The sequence below is a fragment of the Massilia sp. P2_C2 genome (assembly GCF_056404615.1).
This window is the reverse complement of record NZ_JBFUDR010000450.1, coordinates 1-3,625: the sequence shown is the minus strand read 5'-3', so window position 1 is coordinate 3,625 and position 3,625 is coordinate 1. Positions and strand designations below refer to the sequence as shown.

Here is a 3,625-nt window from a genome sequence, read left to right as displayed (position 1 = left end):
TATGAACAGCAGCGCGCCCGCGACGGCGGCGGTGACCTGGGCCACGACGCGCGTGCGGCGCGCGCCCAGCACGCGCACGAGGCCCAGCGTCAGCAGCATGCCGGCGCAGGCCATCAGCATGGCGACGACGCCGACCATCACGTACAGGCCCAGCCAGCCGGGCTGACCCAGCACCACGGCAACGTTGGCGAAGGGTCCGCCCAGGTACAGGTATGGAATGGCGGTGGAGGCCACGATGCCGAGCAGGCGCACGGCGAAGACGGTGCGCGAGGGCAGGGGCGACGACAGCAGCAGGTCGAGGTCGCCGCGTTCGAACAGCGCCAGCACGCAACCACTCAGGGTGCTCGACAGCATGAAGGTCGCGCACGTGACGATCATGAACGTGGCGGGGATGGCCAGCGCGGGCTCGTCCATGCCAGGACCGAGCTCGCGCATCGCGCAGAACGCGAACACGTGCAACAGGACCAGACCCAGGGCGCCGACGATGACGGTACGGGCACCTGGGCGGCGCTTGCCGCCCTTGTTCACTGCGGCGCCATACCAGGCCAGCTTCAGTTCGTGGCGCAGCAGCCAGGGGATGCTTCCGGGCGTGGCGCTCACGTCGCCTGTCCTTCGGTCAGGTGCAGGAACACATCTTCCAGGCTGTCGCCCTGGGTGCGGGCGCGCAGTTCGGCCAGCGTGCCCTCGGCGATCAGGCGGCCCTGGCGGATGATGCCGATGCGTTGGGCCAGGCGTTCCGCCACCTCGAGGATGTGCGTCGTCAGGATGACCGTGCCGCCGCGGTCGACATGCGACACGAGCAGGTCCTTCACCTGGCGCGCGGCGGCCGCGTCCAGGCCCGTCAGCGGCTCGTCCAGGATCAGCAGTTCCGGTTCGTGGATCAGCGCGCCGGCCAGCGCCAGCTTCTGCTTCATCCCGCGCGAAAAACCCTCGGTCAGCTCGTGCGCGTGTTTGGTCAGGTCGAGCCAGTCGAGCAGGTGGCGCGCGCGCGGTTCGGCATCTTCCGCGCGGATGCCCCACAGGCCGGCGACGAATTCCAGGTATTCCGTCGGCTTCAGCTTCCCATATAGCAGCGGGTCGTCGGGCAGATAGGCCATGCCGCGCTTGGCCCGGGCCGGGTCGCGCGCGAGGTCGACGCCGAGCACGTCGATGTCGCCCGCGTCCGGCGCCAGCAGGCCCGTGACCATGCGCAGCGTGGTCGTCTTGCCGGCACCGTTCGGGCCCAGCAGCGCGTACAGTTCGCCGCGCCGCACGGTCAGATCGAGACCGTCGACGGCGGGGCGCCCGAAGGATTTGCGCAGCGCGCGCAGGCGCAGCGCCGGAGAGTCTGCGTTCATGTCAGGGCAGCTTGAAGGAGGTGAGGAATTGGTCGACCTGCTCGGGCGGCAGCGCCTGCGTCTTGCCGAGCACGATCACCTGGTAGAAACGCTTGCCGCGCGCCTCGAAATGGCCGACGAGGCGCATCGGCACGCCGTGGTCGGTTCCGCTGGCGTCGACATCGCGCGTGGCGCGATCTTCGTCCGACGTCGCCTTCTGGCTCGTGACGGTGGCCCCGATGTTGCGCACCAGTGCGACCTGCATCGCTTCCAGCGCGGCCTGGGCACGTGCGGCGTCCGGAGCCTCGGCCGTGCCGACGGCGAACGTCGCGCCGTCGACGTCGACTGCCGTCATCGTCATCGCCACGCGCATGCCGTCCAGGTCGATGTTGCGGGTGAACGTGCTCGGCTTGGCCGGGAACATGACGCGATAGGGCGCATCCGGACTGGCGTAGTCGCGCCAGTTGTACTTGGGCGAACAGCCCGCCAGCGAACAGGCCAGCACCAGACACAGCGCCGGCACCGCGAAGAGTCGTCTTGTCATGACGCAATGGTAACAGGGCCAGCCCCGCGGTGACACGAACTGGCCCGAGAAATATCCACATTCTGGTTGGGTCAGGCGCCGACCGGGATCGGATGTTCGGCGATGCTCGTCGGATTGGCGTGCGTCACCTCGTCCAGCAAGGCCTTGCGGCGGCCGGCGATGATGACCTGGTTGCCGAGTTTATGAAACGCTTCCTCCAGGCCGCAGCCGATGCCCGAGGTGCCGCCGGTGATGAAAATCGTGTTCCGGATCAGTTCCATGTTCGCTCTCCAGTGATTGATTAAGGGAAGATTTGTCATCTGGTATGTATCTTCGTTCGAAATCGTTTGCCCTGAATGGCGAATATCCCTCGAATCAGGACGACAGGTGTGTATGCACACTTTATGCACGCCCTATCTACTTTGCCAGTTGTTTTTGGCTGGCATCGAGTTCGTGTCGTATGATTACCATCATTCACTGCAGCACTATGCTGTGGTTCCGGTCCAACCGGTAAGCCTATTTAACACTGAGGACAACATGAAACGCAGAATCGGACTCTTGCTGCCCCCCGGCTTCCAGGCCCTGGATCTCATGGCGACGACCGTTTATGAACTGGCCAATTCCTTGTCCGAGGAGCCGTGCTACGACGTCACGATGTTGTCCGAACACGGCGGCGCCATTACGAGTTCTTCGGGTATCAGCGTACTGACGGAAGCCGTCACCCGCTACGATTACGACACCCTGCTGGTGGCAGGGCAGATGGCACCGCGCCGTCCGTCGTCGCCTGGTTTTATCGAGATCTTGCGCCAGGCCGGCGCGCAATCGCGTCGCGTGGCCAGTATCTGCACGGGCGCCTTCCTGCTGGCCGAGGCGGGCCTGCTCGACGGCAAGCGCGCTACCACCCACTGGGCGCTCGCCCGCGACCTGCAGCGGATGTATCCGAAGGTGCGCGTCGAGGAAGACCGCATTTTCATCAACGAGGGCAAGGTCTGGACGTCGGCCGGCATGACGGCATGCGCCGACCTGTGCCTGGCCCTTGTCGAGAGCGACCACGGCGTCGAGCTGTCGCGCAACATCGCCCGCAAACTGGTCGTGTACCACCGCCGCAGCGGCGGCCAGTCGCAGTTCTCGGCGCTGCTCGAGCTGGAGCCGAAGTCCGATCGCATCCAGCAGGCGCTGTCCTACGCCAAGCGCCACCTGCGCAAGCCGCTGTCCGTGGACGAACTGGCCGAGGCCGCCAACCTGAGCACCCGCCAGTTCAGCCGCACCTTCCGCATCGAGACGGGCCAGTCGCCGGCGCGCGCGATCGAGGTGCTGCGCGTGGAAGCGGCACGCGCCATGATCGAAGGCAGCAACCATTCGATCGACGTGGTGGCGCGCGAGACGGGCTTTTCCGATCCCGAGCGCATGCGCCGCGCCTTCCTGCGCGCCTTCGGCCAGCCGCCCCAGGCCATCAAGCGCGCGGCACGCGAGCAGGCGTCGACGTCGAACTGACGTACGCCTGACGTTCGCGTTCGAACCCTGAGGTCCTGAAAGATCCCTCGCATCTTTCAGGACCTCGTCGACGATCTCCACCTCTTCCATCCCAACTTCCATCGCTAGCGATCGCGCAGGCCGCGCCGGTACTGGATCGCCTCGGCCACGTGGGTGGCCCGCACCTCGTCCGATTTGGCCAGGTCCGCGATCGTGCGTGCCACCTTCAGCACGCGGTGGTACGCGCGCGCGGACCAGTGCAGGTGCCGCATGGCGTCGCCCAGCAGGCGTTCGGCGGCGGCGTCGAGGCGGC

Annotated in this window: 4 protein-coding genes and 2 pseudogenes; 1 reads left to right on the top strand and 5 read right to left on the bottom strand. The window is 66.5% G+C overall.

From position 1 onward, the window contains the following. From AC1DYX_RS29160 to AC1DYX_RS29145, 4 genes and pseudogenes are all read right to left on the bottom strand, one after another. Positions 1–600: pseudogene (locus AC1DYX_RS29160) on the bottom strand (putative ABC transporter permease subunit); the annotation flags it as partial. Continuing rightward, on the bottom strand, positions 597–1,337 hold the full coding sequence (locus tag AC1DYX_RS29155) for an ABC transporter ATP-binding protein (RefSeq protein WP_477265411.1): 741 nt from the start codon (positions 1,335–1,337) through the stop codon (positions 597–599). The pseudogene AC1DYX_RS29160 and the gene AC1DYX_RS29155, both read right to left, overlap by 4 nt. 1 nt (position 1,338) lies before the next feature. After that, positions 1,339–1,860 (bottom strand): hypothetical protein, encoded by a 522-nt coding sequence (locus AC1DYX_RS29150; RefSeq protein ID WP_477265409.1) that lies wholly within the window; start codon positions 1,858–1,860, stop codon positions 1,339–1,341. Positions 1,861–1,970: 110 nt separating this feature from the next. Then, a pseudogene (locus AC1DYX_RS29145) lies at positions 1,971–2,120 on the bottom strand (short-chain dehydrogenase); the annotation flags it as partial. 256 nt (positions 2,121–2,376) lie between these two features. Here AC1DYX_RS29145 and AC1DYX_RS29140 point away from each other — a divergent pair. Then, positions 2,377–3,333: a GlxA family transcriptional regulator gene (locus AC1DYX_RS29140; RefSeq protein WP_477265407.1), complete on the top strand. Its 957-nt coding sequence runs from the start codon at positions 2,377–2,379 to the stop codon at positions 3,331–3,333. A gap of 104 nt (positions 3,334–3,437) precedes the next feature. Here AC1DYX_RS29140 and AC1DYX_RS29135 read toward each other — a convergent pair. Next, on the bottom strand, positions 3,438–3,625 hold a 188-nt coding region (locus AC1DYX_RS29135), incomplete at its 5' end, for a magnesium chelatase subunit ChlI family protein (RefSeq protein ID WP_477265405.1).

Excerpts from the sequence above, each read along its gene's own strand:
- AC1DYX_RS29155 (WP_477265411.1), bottom strand. The coding sequence starts at position 1,337 with ATGAACGCAGACTCTCCGGCGCTGCGCCTGCGCGCGCTGCGCAAATCC.
- AC1DYX_RS29150 (WP_477265409.1), bottom strand. The coding sequence starts at position 1,860 with ATGACAAGACGACTCTTCGCGGTGCCGGCGCTGTGTCTGGTGCTGGCC.
- AC1DYX_RS29140 (WP_477265407.1), top strand. The coding sequence starts at position 2,377 with ATGAAACGCAGAATCGGACTCTTGCTGCCCCCCGGCTTCCAGGCCCTG.